The organism is Vibrio neptunius, assembly GCA_019339365.1.
In the GTDB taxonomy this organism is placed as follows: domain Bacteria; phylum Pseudomonadota; class Gammaproteobacteria; order Enterobacterales; family Vibrionaceae; genus Vibrio; species Vibrio neptunius.
The window spans coordinates 3,131,000-3,145,488 of the sequence record CP079859.1 but is presented as its reverse complement, the minus strand read 5'-3'; the positions used below and the strand labels follow the sequence as shown (position 1 = coordinate 3,145,488).

The following is a 14,489-nucleotide window of genomic DNA, read 5'->3' as shown; positions in this document are numbered from 1 at the left end:
TTCTGTGTAGCAAAAATTGTTACATCAATTGTGCTAAAATATGTCCAGCCGTATAGTGGCGCCGTAAATTTTGGTGGAAACCTTATAAATTCAAGTCTTGAAACAGATGTGAGGTGATGTTTTAAGGTTTGTTGTTAACAAATATTTTACAAGTTTACTCCGGTTTTTTGCCTGCTTATTGTTAAATAAATGTTAACTTTTGTAGGTTTGCAATCAAATTTCGTTCATAACAATAAATGCTTCAATGGAGCTGAGTGAGCAAGCCCGTGAAAGAAAGAAAGTCAAGACCTGTTAATTTAGATTTGCAGACTATCAACTTTCCGATCACAGCAATCGCATCTATCTTGCACCGAGTTTCAGGTGTAATTACGTTTGTCGCGATCGGGATACTTCTGTGGTTATTATCCATATCCCTGTCTTCCCCTGTAGGTTATGCACAAGCTGTCGATATCGTTGACGGTTTCTTTGTGAAATTTATTTTGTGGGGTATTTTGACGGCTTTGGCCTACCATATAGCAGGTGGTATTCGTCACTTGCTGATGGATCTAGGTCATTTTGAAGAGCTGGAATCTGGCGCTATGAGCGCTAAGGTTGCATTCGCAGCGACGGCCGTTCTGTCTGTACTTGCGGGGATTCTGGTATGGTAAAACACATTTCATCTTTTGGTCGTAATGGTGTGCACGATTTCCTTTTAATTCGTGCAACAGCAATCATTATGACGCTTTATACTATCTATCTGGTGAGCTTCTGTGCTTTCTCAGATATTTCTTACGTATCTTGGACACAGTTCTTTGGTGGGACTTTTACTAAAGTCTTTACCATGCTTGCGTTGGTATCCGTTCTTATCCACGCTTGGATTGGTCTATGGCAAGTTCTTACAGACTACATCAAATGCGCTAAGCTTCGCGGTTTTCTGCAGCTAGGTGTGATTGCCGTGCTATTTGGTTACTTCTTCTCTGGTCTATTTATTCTGTGGGGTGCGTAAGTGTCTATTCCAGTTCGCGAATTTGATGCCGTTGTAATCGGCGCTGGTGGTGCAGGTATGCGTGCTGCACTACAAATCTCTGAGCAAGGCCTTTCATGTGCATTGCTTTCTAAAGTATTTCCAACACGTTCACATACAGTTTCTGCTCAAGGTGGTATTACGGTCGCGCTAGGTAACGCGCACGAAGACCACTGGGAGCAGCACATGTATGATACGGTCAAGGGTTCTGACTACATTGGTGACCAAGACGCTATCGAATATATGTGTAAGAACGGTCCTGAGTCTGTTATTGAACTGGAGAAAATGGGTCTTCCTTTCTCTCGTTTTGACAACGGTACTATCTACCAGCGTCCTTTCGGCGGTCAGTCAAAGAACTTTGGCGGTGAACAGGCTGCTCGTACAGCTGCTGCAGCTGACCGTACAGGTCACGCGCTTCTACACACGCTTTATCAACAAAACATCAAACACAAAACAACGGTTTTCTCTGAGTGGTATGCACTTGACCTTGTTAAAAACGAAGATGGTGTTGTTCTAGGTTGTACTGCGCTATGTATGGAAACTGGTGAAGTTTGTTATTTCAAATCAAAAGCAACCATCCTAGCAACGGGGGTGCGGGTCGTATTTACGCATCGACGACTAACGCTCACATCAACACGGGTGATGGTGTTGGTATGGCGCTGCGTGCAGGCGTACCTATGCAAGACATGGAAATGTGGCAGTTCCACCCAACGGGTATCGCTGGAGCAGGTGTTCTTGTAACTGAAGGTTGTCGTGGTGAAGGTGGTTACCTGCTTAATAAAGACGGTGAGCGCTTCATGGAGCGTTATGCTCCAAACGCGAAAGACCTTGCTGGTCGTGACGTTGTTGCTCGCTCAATGATGATCGAAATTCGTGAAGGTCGCGGCTGCGATGGCCCTTGGGGTCCTCACATTAAACTGAAACTGGATCACCTAGGTAAAGAGACTCTTGAGTCACGTCTACCGGGTGTTTGTGAACTGTCTCGTACGTTTGCACACGTAGACCCAGTTAAAGAGCCGATTCCAGTAATCCCAACATGTCACTACATGATGGGTGGTATCCCAACTCAGGTTTCAGGTCAGGCTATTAAGCAAGACTCAAGCGGTGCAGACGTAGAAGTTCAAGGTCTATTCGCTTGTGGTGAAATCGCATCGGTATCAGTACACGGCGCTAACCGTCTGGGTGGTAACTCACTACTAGACTTGGTTGTATTCGGTCGTGCAACAGGTCTGCACTTAGGTGAAACTCTAGCTAAGCAAGCAGAAGCGAAACCGGCTACTGAAGCAGACATTGAGCGTTCTTTAGAGCGTTACAACCGTTGGGAAAACAGCACTGAGGGTGAAGACCCAGCGCAAATCCGTAAAGATCTACAGCAATGTATGCAAAACAACTTCTCGGTATTCCGTGAAGGTGATGCAATGGCTAAAGGTTTGGAAGAACTGAAAGTTATCCGTGAACGCCTGAAGAATGCTCATCTTGCTGATAAATCAACTGAGTTCAACACACAGCGTATTGAGTGTTTAGAACTAGAGAACTTGATGGAAACTGCTTACGCGACTGCTGTTGCGGCGAACTACCGTACAGAAAGCCGTGGTGCACATGCTCGTTTTGACTTCCCTGACCGTGACGATGCGCAGTGGCTATGTCACTCAATTTACAACCCGGAAACGGAAGCGATGGCGAAGCGCGATGTCAACATGGAACCGATTCATCGTGAAGCGTTTCCGCCTAAAGCACGTACGTACTAAGGAAAGGAGGACATAATTATGAAACTGAATTTCTCTTTGTACCGTTACAACCCAGATGTTGACCAAAAGCCGTATATGAAAGATTACACGCTTGAGGTTGATGAAGGTTCGGACATGATGCTTCTAGATGCATTGATCCTGCTGAAAGAGCAAGATCCAAGCATCTCATTCCGTCGCTCTTGCCGTGAAGGTGTTTGTGGTTCTGATGGCCTAAATATGAATGGTAAGAATGGCCTTGCTTGCATCACCCCGCTTTCAGCATTAGCAGGTGATAAAATCGTGATTCGACCGCTTCCAGGTTTGCCTGTTGTTCGTGATTTGATTGTTGATATGACCCAGTTCTACGACAACTACGCGAAAGTGAAGCCATTCTTGATTGATGATGACGCCTTGCCACCATCCCGCGAGAATTTACAGTCTCCTGATGAGCGCGCGCATCTTGATGGGCTCTACGAGTGTATTATGTGTGCATGTTGTACGACTTCGTGCCCATCATTCTGGTGGAACCCTGATAAATTCATTGGTCCTGCTGGCCTGCTGGCTGCTTATCGTTGGCTGATTGATAGCCGCGATACAGCAACAGATGAACGTCTGTCAAATCTTGATGATGCATTTAGCGTTTTCCGTTGCCATGGCATCATGAATTGTGTAAGTGTTTGTCCTAAAGGACTCAACCCAACGAAAGCCATTGGTCACATTAAGACTATGCTGGTCAATCGTTCGGTTTAAATTAATAAAAATTGCCGATCACTTAGGTGGTCGGCTCTTAATAGCTCGGCATAGACCGAAGCAAACGTGAAAACTACTGGTTAAGGGAAAATATGCACAACGGCGTGATGAAGGCATGGCTCGAGTCTTCACACTTGGCTGGCGCCAATGCAACTTATGTAGAAGATCTCTACGAACTGTATCTAAGTGATCCCGATCTGGTAAGTGAGGAATGGAAACGTGTATTTGATGGCTTACCTAAGCCTTCTGAAGAGGTGGCTGAACAGCCTCACTCACGTGTCCGTGACTACTTCCGACGACTCGCTCAAGAAACAAAGCATTACAATGTCCAAGTTAGTGATCCAGATGTCGACGCTAAGCAAGTAAAAGTATTGCAACTTATTAACGCATACCGCTTCCGCGGTCATGAAGCTGCAAAACTTGATCCACTCGGATTATGGCAACGCCCAACTGTGGCGGAGCTAGACCCAGCATTCCATACTCTCACCGAAGATGACTTCGAAGAATCATTCAATGTAGGTTCTTTTGCTATTGGTCAAGATACCATGTTGCTAAAAGACATCTACGCTTCTCTGAATAAAATCTACTGTGGTTCTATCGGTGCAGAATACATGCACATGACGAACACTGAACAAAAACGTTGGATCCAGCAACGTTTGGAGTCAGTTGTTGGTCAACCTTCTTTTTCTAAACAAGAAAAACAAGAATTTCTTGAAGAGCTGACGGCCGCTGAAGGTTTGGAGCGTTATCTAGGAGCTAAATTCCCAGGTGCTAAACGTTTCTCGCTAGAAGGGGGGATGCACTGATACCGATGACAAAAGAATTGATTCGCCACGCTGGTAAAAATGGTATGCGCGAAGTTGTTATTGGTATGGCGCACCGTGGGCGGTTAAATATGCTAGTCAACGTTTTGGGGAAAAAGCCTCAGGATCTGTTTGACGAGTTTGCGGGTAAGCATGATGAAACATGGGGTACTGGTGATGTTAAGTACCATCAGGGCTTCTCTGCAGATTTTGCAACGCCAGGCGGTGATGTTCACCTTGCACTTGCATTTAACCCATCTCACCTTGAGATTGTAAACCCAGTAGTCATTGGTTCCGTCCGTGCTCGTCAGGATCGCCTAGGGGATAATGAAGGTAATACTGTGTTACCTATTACAATTCATGGCGATTCGGCGGTAGCAGGTCAGGGAGTTGTAGCCGAAACTTTCAATATGTCTCAGTCACGCGGCTTCCGTGTTGGCGGTACAGTTCGCATCGTTGTGAACAACCAGGTGGGTTTCACTACGTCAAACCCTAACGACACGCGTTCTACGATGTACTGTACTGATATTGCGAAAATGGTACAGGCACCTATTTTCCATGTGAACGCAGATGACCCTGAAGCTGTGGCTTTTGTTACACGTATTGCGCTTGATTATCGAAACGAGTTCAAGAGCGATGTAGTGATTGACTTAGTGTGTTATCGACGTCATGGTCACAACGAAGCTGACGAGCCAAATGCAACTCAGCCACTGATGTACCAGAAGATTAAAAAGCACCCAACGCCGCGCAAGCTATATGCTGATGTATTGATCGAGCGTGGTGACTTTGGCATTGATACAGCAACTCAATTAGTGAACGAATATCGTGATGCATTAGATCGTGGTGAAGTTGTCGTTAAAGAGTGGCGCCCAATGGCACTGCATTCTGTTGACTGGTCTCCATACCTCGGTCATGACTGGGATGTTAGCTGGGATAGTACTTTTGACAAAGATCGCTTGGTTGAACTTGGTCAGCGTATCTGTCAGTACCCAGAAAGTCACAAATTACAAAGCCGTGTAAACAAGCTTTACAATGATCGCACAGCAATGATCGCTGGCGAAAAAGCGATCGATTGGGGAATGGCCGAAACACTAGCGTATGCGACACTTGTCGATGATGGCAAGCGTATTCGTATTTCTGGACAGGATTCTGGTCGTGGTACCTTCTTCCACCGTCATTCAGTGCTTCACAACCAGACAGATGCAAGCACGTTTATTCCGTTGGCCAACGTTCATGACAAGCAAGGTCCGTTCGAAGTATACGATTCTGTTTTGTCTGAAGAGGCGGTGCTGGCATTTGAATATGGTTATGCTACGGCAGAGCCAAGTGGTTTGACTATCTGGGAAGCTCAGTTTGGTGATTTTGCCAATGGTGCTCAGGTTGTCATCGACCAATTTATCTCGTCAGGTGAACAAAAATGGGCTCGTTTGTGCGGTCTGACTATGCTTCTTCCTCACGGTTATGAAGGTCAAGGTCCAGAGCACTCTTCTGCACGCCTTGAACGTTATCTTCAGCTGTGTGCTGAGCAGAATATGCAGGTGGTTGTACCATCGACACCTGCTCAGGTGTACCACATGATTCGTCGTCAGGTTGTGCGTCCAATGCGTCGGCCACTAGTGGTTATGTCGCCAAAATCTCTGCTTCGTCATCCTCTTTGTACTTCAACACTTGAAGAACTATCTGAAGGTACGTTCCAACCAGCGATTGCTGAGATAGACAACCTTGCTCCTAACAAAGTGAAACGTGTTGTTTTCTGTTCGGGTAAGGTCTATTTCGATCTACTGGAACAGCGCCGCAATAACGAACAGGAAGATGTGGCTATTGTTCGTATTGAACAGCTTTACCCATTCCCTCTGGAAGAGGTCAAAGCGGCGATCGAGCAGTACACCAATGCTGAAGATTATGTTTGGTGTCAAGAAGAGCCTCAAAACCAGGGGGCTTGGTACTGTAGCCAACACAACTTCCGTGCTGCTATTCCGGCGGGAGCAGAGCTTAAGTACGCCGGACGTCCAGCGTCAGCATCACCTGCTGTAGGTTATATGTCAGTACATTTAAAACAACAGAAAGCGTTGGTTGAAGACGCACTAACCTTGAATACAAAAACTTCAGACTAAGAACTAGAAGTGAAAGGAAGAAACAGATATGACAATTGAAATTCTGGTTCCAGATTTACCTGAATCTGTTGCGGACGCGACAGTAGCAACATGGCACAAACAACCAGGTGACGCAGTTGAGCGCGATGAAGTTCTGGTTGATATTGAAACAGATAAAGTTGTGCTAGAAGTACCAGCGCCTGAAGCGGGTGTACTAGAAGCGATTATTGAAGAAGAAGGAGCAACAGTTCTTTCTAAGCAACTGATTGCTAAAATTAAGCCTGGTGCAGTAGCGGGTGAACCAACCAAAGATACCACGGAAGAAGCAGAAGCTTCTCCTGATAAACGCCATAAAGCTTCCCTAAACGAAGAAAGTAACGATGCATTAAGCCCGGCAGTTCGTCGCCTGCTTGCAGAGCACAACTTGGAAGCAAGCCAAGTTAAGGGGACGGGTGTTGGCGGTCGTATTACGCGCGAAGATATTGAAGCGCACCTTGCGAATGCCAAAGCTGCACCGAAAGCCGATGCTCCTGTAGCCGAAGCACCTGCTGCTGCACGTAGTCAGAAACGTGTACCAATGACTCGTCTACGTAAGACGGTAGCTAACCGTCTGCTAGAAGCGAAGAACAACACGGCAATGCTAACGACGTTCAATGAAGTCAACATGAAGCCAATCATGGATCTTCGTAAGCAGTATAAAGACCAGTTCGAAGAGCGTCACGGTATCCGTTTAGGCTTCATGTCTTTCTACGTGAAAGCCGTAACTGAAGCACTCAAACGTTACCCAGAAGTGAATGCATCTATCGACGGTGATGATATCGTTTACCACAACTACTTCGACATCAGCATGGCGGTATCTACGCCACGTGGTCTGGTCACTCCGGTTCTTAAAGACTGTGACACTCTAGGTTTTGCTGACGTAGAAAAAGGCATCAAAGAGTTAGCAATCAAAGGCCGCGACGGCAAGCTAACAGTTGATGAGTTGATGGGTGGTAACTTTACTATCACTAACGGTGGTGTATTTGGTTCACTAATGTCTACGCCAATCATCAACCCACCACAATCGGCGATTCTTGGTATGCACAAGATCCAAGAGCGTCCGATGGCTGTTGATGGCAAAGTAGAAATTCTACCAATGATGTATCTAGCATTATCCTATGACCACCGCCTGATTGATGGTCGTGAGTCTGTGGGCTTCCTAGTGACAATCAAGGAACTATTAGAAGATCCAGCTCGTTTACTACTAGATGTGTAATGAACTCAGGCACCTAAGGGACGGTTCTCTTAGGCGCTAAAAGTTTTAGGCTGAGCTGCTCAACGCTCAGCCTTCATTTGGAGTGCTAGTTGTGTTGATAGCTAGTGTTTTATTTGAGAAGACCCTACAGACGTTAGGTCGTTTTGATCAAAGCGTCATGGACATAATAATCCCTCAAGGGAAAACAAACGGAATAACAAAATGAATTTGCATGAATACCAAGCCAAACAGCTGTTTGCAGAATTCGGTTTGCCTGTACCGGAAGGCTATGCGTGTGATACCCCTCAAGAAGCTTTCGAAGCGGCGGGTCGCATTAGCACAGAGAAAAAAGTTGTTAAATGTCAGGTTCACGCTGGTGGCCGCGGTAAAGCGGGCGGTGTCGAGCTGCATGACACAAAAGATGGCGTAAAAGAATTTGCGCAAAAATGGCTAGGTAAGAATCTGGTAACTTACCAAACAGATGCAAATGGTCAGCCTGTCACGAAGATTCTTGTAGAAGAAGCTTCAAATATCGCTAACGAACTTTACCTTGGTGCGGTTGTTGACCGTGCAACTCGTAAAGTTGTATTCATGGCATCGACTGAAGGTGGTGTTGAAATCGAGAAAGTTGCAGAAGAGACTCCAGAGTTGATTCACAAAGCAGCCATCGATCCACTAGTCGGTCCTCAGGCTTATCAAGGTCGTGAACTAGCATTCAAGCTAGGTCTTGAAGGTGACCAAATCAAACAATTTGTTAAGATCTTCATGGGTCTTGGCAACATGTTCTCTCAGTACGACCTTGCTCTTCTAGAGATCAACCCTCTTGTCATTACTGGTGAAGGCAACTTGCTATGCCTTGACGGTAAGATCAACATCGATTCAAACGCGATGTACCGTCAGCCTAAGCTACGCGAAATGCATGATCCTTCGCAAGAAGATGAGCGTGAAGCACACGCAGCACAGTGGGAACTGAACTACGTAGCACTAGACGGCAATGTTGGCTGTATGGTTAACGGTGCAGGCCTGGCAATGGGTACGATGGATATCGTAAACCTACACGGCGGTAAGCCAGCTAACTTCCTAGACGTAGGTGGCGGCGCAACTAAAGAGCGTGTAGCAGAAGCATTCAAGATCATCCTATCTGATGACAATGTAAAAGCAGTACTCGTCAACATCTTCGGCGGTATCGTGCGTTGTGACATGATCGCAGAAGGTATTATTGGGGCAGTTAAAGAGGTAGGTGTAAGCGTACCCGTTGTTGTTCGTCTTGAAGGTACTAACGCAGACCTAGGTCGCGAAGTTCTTGCTAATTCTGATGTTGATATCATCGCTGCTGAGTCACTAACTGACGCAGCTCAGAAAGTTGTTGCTGCTGCGGAGGGCAAATAATGTCTGTACTAATTAATAAAGACACCAAAGTAATCTGTCAGGGTTTCACTGGTGGTCAAGGTACTTTCCACTCTGAGCAAGCTATCGCATACGGCACACAGATGGTTGGTGGTGTATCCCCAGGTAAAGGTGGCCAAACTCACCTAGGTCTTCCTGTATTCAACACTGTACGTGAAGCAGTAGAAGCAACTGGCGCCACTGCAACAGTTATCTACGTTCCAGCACCTTTCTGTAAAGATGCAATCCTAGAAGCGATTGATGCGGGTATCGAGCTTATCGTAACGATCACTGAAGGTATTCCAACAACAGATATGATCGACGTGAAAGTGAAGCTAGAAGAAACTGGCGTTCGCATGATCGGTCCTAACTGTCCAGGTCTAATCACTCCTGATGAGTGTAAGATTGGTATCATGCCTGGTCACATCCACAAGAAAGGTAAAGTGGGTATCGTTTCTCGCTCTGGTACTCTTACGTATGAAGCGGTTAAGCAGACGACAGACGAAGGTTTCGGTCAGTCTACTTGTGTTGGTATCGGTGGCGACCCAATTCCAGGCTCAAACTTCATTGATATCCTAAAACTGTTCCAAGAAGATCCAGAAACTGAAGCCATCGTAATGATTGGCGAAATCGGTGGTACAGCTGAAGAAGAAGCAGCAGCGTTCATCAAAGAGAACGTAACTAAGCCAGTGGTTTCTTACATCGCTGGTGTAACGGCTCCTCCAGGTAAACGTATGGGTCACGCTGGTGCAATCATCTCTGGTGGTAAGGGCACTGCGGAAGACAAGTTTGCAGCACTAGAAGCAGCTGGCGTTAAGACGGTTAAGTCTCTAGCAGATATCGGTAAAGGTCTGCGTGAAGTAACAGGTTGGTAATTCGCCAATTTGTCTAAACAAAAAAGGCTTGGCATTGCGCCAAGCCTTTTGTTTTTGTGTTCTACAAATATTTGTCATTCCTTAGAACGACGAAGGAGAGAGTAAGGAATCTCTTCTCGTTTTCGACTTGTTTTGAGGGATCCCCAACTCGGTCGTACCTCACTCTTGAGGATGACGTTGTTCGTCATGGTGTTGTGGCGGTGAACTAGATATGTCATTCCTTAGAACGACGAGGAGAGAGTAAGGAATCTCTTCTCGTTTTCGACTTGTTTTGAGGGATCCCCAACACGGTCGTACCTCACTCTTGAGGATGACGTTGTTCGTCATGGTGTTGTGGCGGTGAACTAGATATGTCATTCCTTAGAACGACGAGGAGAGAGTAAGGAATCTCTTCTCGTTTTCGACTCGCTTTAAGAGATCCCCAACTCGTTTGTACCTCACTCTTGAGGATGACGTTGTTCGTCATGGTGTTGTGGCGGTGAACTAGATATGTCATTCCTTAGAACGACGAAGGAGAGAGTAAGGAATCTCTTCTCGTTTTCGACTTGTTTTGAGGGATCCCCAACACGGTCGTACCTTTCTCATTGAGAATGATGAATAGAACGGGCGTCCAGTAGTTTAAAGTCCTAATTTGCTCTCCAAGGCTGCTATACGCTGATTCAACTGTATTACCTCTTGCTCTAATTGCTTTATGCGATCCTGCTCGTTTGATTCAGCTTTCGCCGCAACTTCTACCTTAGGAACACGGTTAGCACTTTTCCAGCTTTTAATAGTTGTGATAAGAGCAGGCATAGGGATGACTGTACTAAGACGTGCTTTCACCAAGGCGACGGTTGGCTCTTTCCCTTCTTTTCGGAGCTGTTCTAAAATTTCTTTAAGCTCCTGACTAACATCTTGAGTGAGCATATGACCTCCTTGAATGCGTTTAGCGTCATGATACTCAACGCAACCAGGGAATGCGAATAGAAAATACACGTTGCCAATGTGCGAAATATCTTACGCTTAGTGTGCGATAAAACGGTCTTACTCTGGTGTGATAAACGCATTGTCATTTTATGTTTTTGAATTTATTAGATATTAAATCTAATGGACGTATTGATGTCACCAGTGTTTTGGTTTATCACATTGCTTATAGCAAGAGGTAGGGTAAATTAATCAGTGTTGGACGGGATGCTGACACGGAACAAAAGGATACTGTAGGGATGCAGCTACTGATGGGAACTCAGTACTAAGGAACGGATAGGGCCCCTCTGGGAAGAGGTGTGACAGTATCAGGATGATGCAGAACACCGCTAAGTGAAAAAGTGACGTGTGTTAACAGTTTAGGTAGCTATCAGGACGATTAGTATACCGCTAGGGCAGCTAAGCTAGGATAACACTAAAGGACTCAGTGACTATTAAGCAAGAGGCATGGAGCCCTTTTTGTGGCCGGACTGCTGCGAGTAAGACTACAGCCCCGATATTTGCGTATTGGGGCTTTTCTTTAACCTTAGGCATAACTCACACTAACAACGTCAAAATAACAATCTAGATCAATAACTAAACTTATCACTTAGTATAACTTTTCAGCTTTGTTTCTATGTTTGGATACAAATATTAGCCTCTGTTCTTCGGGGGCATGCTGTCAATAAGGATGTGTTGTGACTATCGTAACTCGCCGAACATTACTGGTGCCATACAATGAATCATTGCAGTCAGAATTCTTGATGCTGAACTGTTGTGCCAAGAATCGAGCTGAGATGAATGGGCCGCACACGGTTTCTTCAGCAAAACAGCTTTTCCAGCAAGTGTTACATGATCATACCATTTATACCTTGGCTGTCTTAGATAGCCACTCGCGAGAATACATCGGGCATGTCTTTATCTATCATTTGGATAGTGGGCCAGAGCTAGGTTATATTTTTGATAAAGCCTACTGGGGAAAGGGGTACGCCAGTGAAGTGCTGAAGGCCTTTTTCCCGAAGGCGGTGCGGGATCTCAACTTAACTCGTGTGTCAGCAACTGCTAATATTGGGCACATTGCATCGATTCGTATTCTAAGCAAACTGGGTTTTGAGCTTTGCGGTCAAAACCGTGATGCATTTGGTCCGTATAATGAGTATGTGTTTACATCCGATGAGGTGGTAGATCGACCTTCATCAGTCGAAAGCCTTGCATGATTAACTTGCCTTGGTAGCAGTCATCACCAAGTGATGAAAATTCAAATTGGTAAACAGAGTGCCAACGCCAGATTCCGTCTGGCGTTTTCAGTTTATGACCTTTTAGCGCGACGCTAATCAGCTGCAGATCGAGCTGCTTACATTTGCTGGCCGCGATGGATTTGGCAAGCTCAGCTTGCCTTCTTTGTTGCCAGAATAAAAAACAGCCGAATGCCAATCCTAGAATGGCTAGAAGGTCACCGATCATCATTTAGCTCTTAGTCGCTTGTTGAAGTTTTACTAGCGCCTCAGCCAACTCTGTAGATGGTGCAGAATGAAGCAGGGGCAGTAACACCATCCTCAATTCCGGCAGCATCACCAGATCGGCAAACAGTTGATTAAATAGCGCCTGATTACCTGTCTGAGCTAAACGCAGAAGAAATTGCTGTGCAAGCTGTGGGTCACTGAGAAGATGCCAACTGCGGCCTGCAATGCCAATCAACACCTCTTGATGGCTGAGGCGAGGAGAGGCGAGAATGTTGTCGAGTACTATTCCTGAATACGAAGTGTCAGCTCCAGACAGTGCACGCGCTAGAGCGCCGAGTAAGAAGATATCTGGGTCATTGCTGTCTATCTGCTCAAGGGCCATTTCTTGTAAACGCCCTGCCAGCTTATCTGGTAAAGGGGTGTGCTCCAGTGCCCCGAGCAAGGCATAAAGCGGCTCATTAGGCAGGTGCTTTAACGCTTTACGTAAGCTGACGCCATTTTGGTTATGCCCAAGGCGTGCACAAATATCGGTTACACCTTGAAGGCCGACGGTCTGCCATTTATCCCAGCCTAGACCACCAGAGAAGTAGTGCTGTGCGTGCTCGTAGAACTGACTGCATGGTAAGTCGAGTTGAGCTCTTATTTGACTGTGAAACACTGCCATCTTATCTTCAGTAGGTTTGAAAGTGTAAGGGTTGTTCGATAGTTTTTGTTGCTGTTCTTCGGTCATTTCCTGACTTAAGCGCGTGCCCATCGCTTCAACAACATATTTAATGAAGTTGCCCACATCAGCTTGTTTCAATAGACCACGTTCATCCAATTCAAACTTTAAGAACCAAATCCAAGGTTGCTTATGTTCATTCCAGTAAGCAATTGCGAGATGCGCTTTACGCTGTAAAGGGTACGGATAGGGTTGAAAACCTTTCTCTACATCGACAAACATTTTGTTGTCAATATTCTTTATTCGGCGCCCTAGGTCGTAAACCTGATATTGGCATTCGCTATTGGTTAATAACTGACTGAGAGTATGAATGGTGTCCATTGCTGAATAGTCCTAACTTTCTTTCCTCTATAAATGGTACTCTTATGCCTAATTTCAAGGTTTCCACTCAGTTTTATGACAAAAGAACAGCAAATAGTACCACTTCTCGACCAGTTACCCTCTGTCATGCGCGAGCTAAAACTGTGGCAACACAGCAAGCCTTCTGAGCAAGCGCTACAAAGCGTTGAACCTTTTTCTGTTGATACGCTAAAACCAGAGCAATGGCTGCAATGGGTATTCCTACCCCAAATGGCCTATCTTCTTGAGCAGAATATGCCTTTACCCACAGGCTTTGCTATCACGCCTTACTTTGAAGAGTGTTGGAAAGAGCATGGGGCATATGCTCCATTGCTTGATTTACTTAGAGCAATAGACGAGGCCTGTGCATGATGTTAGATATTGTTTTCCAGGACGAGTACTTTGTTGCTGTCAACAAACCTGCAGGAATGCTGGTTCATCGTAGTTGGTTAGATAAACACGAAACTCAGTTTGTGATGCAGACACTACGTGACCAAATTGGTCAGCATGTTTTTCCACTTCATCGCCTTGATCGACCGACATCAGGTGTACTGATTTTTGCTTTGTCGAGTGATGTGGCCTCGCAAGTGATGCCGATGTTTGCTAACCATGAAATGGTTAAAACCTATCACGCCGTAGTGCGCGGTTGGATTGAAGAAGCCGGAAGATTAGATTACGCCTTAAAAGTTGAGCTGGATAAGATAGCTGATAAGCATGCAAGCCAAGAAAAGGAAGCTCAGGAGGCAATCACGGATTATTGTCCATTGGCCAAAACAGAGATCCCTTATTCAACAGGGAAGTTTCCCACAACACGCTACTGTTTGATGGAGCTAAAGCCTCTGACTGGGCGTAAACATCAACTCAGACGCCATATGGCTCATCTTCGTCATCCGATAGTTGGTGATACTACTCACGGCGATGGCAAGCACAACAAGCTGTTTAGAGAAGTCTATGACTCTCACCGCTTGCTTTTGCATGCCTCAAGATTAGAGTTTGTGCATCCGTTTACTAAAAAGACGGTACTGATTAAAGCGAAAGTCGATGACACATGGCAGAAGATTTGCGATGAGTTTGCTTGGCAGATGCCTGAATAGAATGAAAAAAGCTCTCGGAAAGAGAGCTTTTTAGCCGTAATGTAGGTAGGACTAAGAGA

General features: G+C 45.6%; 12 protein-coding genes and 2 pseudogenes. 11 read left to right on the top strand and 3 right to left on the bottom strand.

The window, feature by feature from the left end; genetic code table 11:
- The first annotated feature begins 254 nt into the window (after positions 1–254).
- The 8 genes and pseudogenes from sdhC to sucD all read left to right on the top strand — a co-directional run bounded on the left by sdhC (position 255) and on the right by sucD (position 9,871).
- A complete protein-coding gene (sdhC, locus tag KW548_14675) occupies positions 255–647 on the top strand; it encodes a succinate dehydrogenase cytochrome b556 subunit (GenBank protein QXX06313.1) in 393 nt (130 codons plus the stop codon).
- Positions 641–985 (top strand): succinate dehydrogenase, hydrophobic membrane anchor protein, encoded by a 345-nt coding sequence (sdhD, locus tag KW548_14670; GenBank protein ID QXX06312.1) that lies wholly within the window; start codon positions 641–643, stop codon positions 983–985. The genes sdhC and sdhD overlap by 7 nt, the downstream gene beginning before the upstream one ends.
- A pseudogene (gene sdhA / locus KW548_14665) lies at positions 986–2,751 on the top strand (succinate dehydrogenase flavoprotein subunit).
- 18 nt (positions 2,752–2,769) lie between these two features.
- Positions 2,770–3,480 (top strand): succinate dehydrogenase iron-sulfur subunit, encoded by a 711-nt coding sequence (locus KW548_14660; protein QXX06311.1) that lies wholly within the window; start codon positions 2,770–2,772, stop codon positions 3,478–3,480.
- Positions 3,481–3,572: 92 nt separating this feature from the next.
- Positions 3,573–6,397: pseudogene (sucA, locus tag KW548_14655) on the top strand (2-oxoglutarate dehydrogenase E1 component).
- Positions 6,398–6,425: 28 nt separating this feature from the next.
- Positions 6,426–7,631, top strand: a complete 1,206-nt coding sequence (gene odhB, locus KW548_14650; protein ID QXX06310.1) for a 2-oxoglutarate dehydrogenase complex dihydrolipoyllysine-residue succinyltransferase — start codon at positions 6,426–6,428, stop codon at positions 7,629–7,631.
- Between the two features lie 201 nt (positions 7,632–7,832).
- Positions 7,833–8,999, top strand: coding sequence for an ADP-forming succinate--CoA ligase subunit beta (sucC, locus tag KW548_14645; protein ID QXX06309.1), 1,167 nt, complete (start codon positions 7,833–7,835; stop codon positions 8,997–8,999).
- On the top strand, positions 8,999–9,871 hold the full coding sequence (sucD, locus tag KW548_14640; protein QXX06308.1) for a succinate--CoA ligase subunit alpha: 873 nt from the start codon (positions 8,999–9,001) through the stop codon (positions 9,869–9,871). Before sucC ends, sucD begins: the two co-directional genes overlap by 1 nt.
- A 618-nt stretch (positions 9,872–10,489) precedes the next feature.
- Here sucD and KW548_14635 read toward each other — a convergent pair.
- Positions 10,490–10,777 (bottom strand): hypothetical protein, encoded by a 288-nt coding sequence (locus KW548_14635; protein QXX06307.1) that lies wholly within the window; start codon positions 10,775–10,777, stop codon positions 10,490–10,492.
- Between the two features lie 734 nt (positions 10,778–11,511).
- Between KW548_14635 and KW548_14630 the strand changes: the two genes are divergently transcribed.
- The gene (locus KW548_14630) at positions 11,512–12,030 is read left to right on the top strand and encodes a GNAT family N-acetyltransferase (protein QXX06306.1); all 519 of its coding nucleotides are present in this window, start codon (positions 11,512–11,514) and stop codon (positions 12,028–12,030) included.
- Here the strand turns inward: KW548_14630 and KW548_14625 are convergent.
- Together KW548_14625 and KW548_14620 are read right to left on the bottom strand one after the other, a co-directional pair.
- The gene (locus tag KW548_14625) at positions 11,978–12,277 is read right to left on the bottom strand and encodes a DUF3301 domain-containing protein (GenBank protein ID QXX08084.1); all 300 of its coding nucleotides are present in this window, start codon (positions 12,275–12,277) and stop codon (positions 11,978–11,980) included. The genes KW548_14630 and KW548_14625 overlap by 53 nt on opposite strands.
- A gap of 3 nt (positions 12,278–12,280) precedes the next feature.
- Positions 12,281–13,318: a DUF3549 family protein gene (locus KW548_14620; protein QXX06305.1), complete on the bottom strand. Its 1,038-nt coding sequence runs from the start codon at positions 13,316–13,318 to the stop codon at positions 12,281–12,283.
- Positions 13,319–13,393: 75 nt separating this feature from the next.
- Between KW548_14620 and KW548_14615 the strand changes: the two genes are divergently transcribed.
- On the top strand, positions 13,394–13,708 hold the full coding sequence (locus KW548_14615; protein QXX06304.1) for a YqcC family protein: 315 nt from the start codon (positions 13,394–13,396) through the stop codon (positions 13,706–13,708).
- Positions 13,708–14,430, top strand: coding sequence for a tRNA pseudouridine(65) synthase TruC (gene truC / locus KW548_14610; GenBank protein QXX08083.1), 723 nt, complete (start codon positions 13,708–13,710; stop codon positions 14,428–14,430). Before KW548_14615 ends, truC begins: the two co-directional genes overlap by 1 nt.
- Positions 14,431–14,489 lie beyond the last annotated feature (59 nt).

What these genes read in the sequence shown, in the direction of transcription:
- sdhD (QXX06312.1), top strand. Translation starts at nt 641, where the DNA reads ATGGTAAAACACATTTCATCTTTTGGTCGTAATGGTGTGCACGATTTC.
- KW548_14660 (QXX06311.1), top strand. Translation starts at nt 2,770, where the DNA reads ATGAAACTGAATTTCTCTTTGTACCGTTACAACCCAGATGTTGACCAA.
- odhB (QXX06310.1), top strand. Translation starts at nt 6,426, where the DNA reads ATGACAATTGAAATTCTGGTTCCAGATTTACCTGAATCTGTTGCGGAC.
- sucC (QXX06309.1), top strand. Translation starts at nt 7,833, where the DNA reads ATGAATTTGCATGAATACCAAGCCAAACAGCTGTTTGCAGAATTCGGT.
- sucD (QXX06308.1), top strand. Translation starts at nt 8,999, where the DNA reads ATGTCTGTACTAATTAATAAAGACACCAAAGTAATCTGTCAGGGTTTC.
- KW548_14635 (QXX06307.1), bottom strand. Translation starts at nt 10,777, where the DNA reads ATGCTCACTCAAGATGTTAGTCAGGAGCTTAAAGAAATTTTAGAACAG.
- KW548_14625 (QXX08084.1), bottom strand. Translation starts at nt 12,277, where the DNA reads ATGATCGGTGACCTTCTAGCCATTCTAGGATTGGCATTCGGCTGTTTT.
- KW548_14620 (QXX06305.1), bottom strand. Translation starts at nt 13,318, where the DNA reads ATGGACACCATTCATACTCTCAGTCAGTTATTAACCAATAGCGAATGC.
- KW548_14615 (QXX06304.1), top strand. Translation starts at nt 13,394, where the DNA reads ATGACAAAAGAACAGCAAATAGTACCACTTCTCGACCAGTTACCCTCT.
- truC (QXX08083.1), top strand. Translation starts at nt 13,708, where the DNA reads ATGTTAGATATTGTTTTCCAGGACGAGTACTTTGTTGCTGTCAACAAA.